This is a genomic window from Providencia sp. M-27, from assembly GCF_011077905.1.
Taxonomy (GTDB): domain Bacteria; phylum Pseudomonadota; class Gammaproteobacteria; order Enterobacterales; family Enterobacteriaceae; genus Providencia; species Providencia huaxiensis.
The window spans coordinates 1-2222 of sequence record NZ_JAALBT010000052.1; the positions used below are offsets into that span (position 1 = coordinate 1).

3 protein-coding genes and 1 pseudogene are annotated in these 2222 nt (G+C 42.0%); 2 read left to right on the forward strand and 2 right to left on the reverse strand.

Features of this window, described 5'->3' with window-relative positions; translation table 11 throughout:
• A pseudogene (locus G6Q48_RS22385) lies at window positions 1–218 on the forward strand (hypothetical protein); the annotation flags it as partial.
• A 6-nt stretch (window positions 219–224) separates the two neighbouring features.
• Complete coding sequence (locus G6Q48_RS21835) at window positions 225–404, forward strand: SymE family type I addiction module toxin (RefSeq protein WP_336431280.1); 180 nt, start codon at window positions 225–227, stop codon at window positions 402–404.
• Between the two features lie 40 nt (window positions 405–444).
• Here the strand turns inward: G6Q48_RS21835 and G6Q48_RS21840 are convergent, their stop codons facing one another.
• The gene (locus G6Q48_RS21840) at window positions 445–750 is read right to left on the reverse strand and encodes a hypothetical protein (protein ID WP_166268390.1); all 306 of its coding nucleotides are present in this window, start codon (window positions 748–750) and stop codon (window positions 445–447) included.
• A 7-nt stretch (window positions 751–757) separates the two neighbouring features.
• Window positions 758–2222: VENN motif pre-toxin domain-containing protein (locus tag G6Q48_RS21850; protein WP_242685851.1), on the reverse strand; the 1465-nt coding region annotated here is incomplete at its 5' end.

The following is a 2222-nucleotide window of genomic DNA, read 5'->3' on the forward strand; positions in this document are numbered from 1 at the left end:
TTGTTCTTTTCAGCGTCCGCAGTGCTGCTAATCACCGCCCCATCGAGTTGCGTATGATTACCGACGGTGATATCAAAACCACCTTTGCCTGCATTAATAAGCGACAGTTTGAAGCGATTTCACAGCTAGATGAGAAAGAGAGAGAAGCGATTGAGACCGTGATCAACAGCATCTTACATATGCATGATGCTAAACGGTGGACATCAAAGAGTAATTAATTGGAAGTGGTCAAAACCAGAAAGTATACAGTGGGTTACGTCCCAAACCGAGGTAAACCCAACCCCAGCCCGCAACTGACTTTAAGCGGTAAGTGGCTGAATGAGCTGGGCTTTGAGGTGGGCAGTCACTATACCCTCTCTCGCCAAGCCGGACAGCTGATTATCCAGTTGGCTGAGGGGAAGTAAAGCCGCTAAAGAGATCCCAGTATTGAACTGGGATCATATCTCATATTAGATCTTCACCATTATGAAGGACTATAACCCTATCTTTCCCTAACTCTTCTTTAACTAGGTGAGCAATTTCATTTGTACATATTTCAAGTAATTTATTCGATACACTAATATAGAAATAAGACTCAGGATCTAAACCGTATTCATTTGAAATTTCTTTGTCAAATGGTCCTAATTCTCTTGCTCTATATAAAATATAGTGCTTTGGGAAAATTTCTGGGTATTTAGTCAAAAATACATCCAGTTTTTTTTGTAACTCATCGACCGATAAAGTCGTGTAACATCTTAAATCTATAGACATATCTCCCTCATTTCACTCTAACAGCATTCCCAGATTTATCAATAATAATCACTTTATCCAATCCCATAATTGGCCATTTAGTAAGCTGCTGTTGTAACTCAGGAACAGAAACTTTAGTATCGGACATATTAATAACTACATTGTTAGTTTGTCCTTTGTCTATTTTTCCTTTTACCTCAGACCATATATTTCGCACACTACTTGACTTAGGTGCATAGTTATCAAAAATTTCACCATTAATACGATAATCAGGGTCTTTATTTCCTAAAACGGCCGGGTTTTGTTCTACATGAAAACCTGATTTAGATAATATTTGAGCACTCTCATTTTCACGATTAAGTGAACGAATATTTTCTTTTGTCATTTGAGGAGTGACTTTTGTAACGTGCCCTGTCAATAAACCATCAGATTTAGTTATTACATTGCCGATTGTCCCTGTTTGCCATACATTACTTTCAGGAGAGACAATCCCACCACTCGGCTTACCTGTAGTAACTTTATTTCCTAAGTAGCCGCCTGATACAGCCAGCCCACCAAGACCAACATTGATTAGACCGTCAGCGATTTTACCATCTGCAATTTGAGCAAGACCAGTTCCAGTCTGATAAGAACCGCCTGAAATCAACGCTAACCGCATTAATTGGCTGGCTCGTCCCGGCCCAGCTAATAACGCATCAGTACCAATCATCGCTTGCCATGCATGTCTTTCTTCAGTGCTGAGTTGTCCTAACGCTTTATTGTATTCAGCAGACAAATCAGGTGTTGCACTACTTGGATACCTCAATATCTGTTCTACAGCCTTGAGTGCATCCGCTTCACTCATCCCTCTTAGCTGCAGCTGTGTCGCATACGCATTAAGGTATTCAGTCAATGCCGCCTCACCCGCTTTATCTAGCGTACCTTGACCATACTGGTAGAGTAACTTGTCGGTATAATTATCTTTATCTGTTAAATAGATAATATTTTGAGAGGCTTCTTTAAGGTTCTTTCCAGCCTTTTGATCTTCGAGTGCCTTATCTCTTTTTTCACGGTCATCTAGGCTTAAAAAGTTATTCTCAACCGTCGTCTTCCCTGCTTGGGCTGCATTTCCGGCACTCGAGGTATCTCCACCCACTAAACCGCCTGCAATACCCGCTGCCAGACTCGCAAATGCACTCACCGTCGCTTTTTCGTCTTCCGTCAGTTGGCTAGCTGGTTTGTTATACAGTTTCTCAGATAACATTCCAACCGCTTCCGCTGTCATTGCACCGAGCGATTGTGCCCCTGCATTTTCGCCTTTTGCCAACGCTAATGCAACATTCGCAATACCGTGGGCAATGATGCGTCCTTCTTTGTTCTTCTCTGGAATATTTTTGGCGATTTCATTCGCAATATACGGCGCACTCGCATTCGCTACCGCTTTATTCACATCTCCACTGATAAGCCCTTGAATCAAAGCGGTGCCTGACTCGACTATACGGCGATTATCCCCT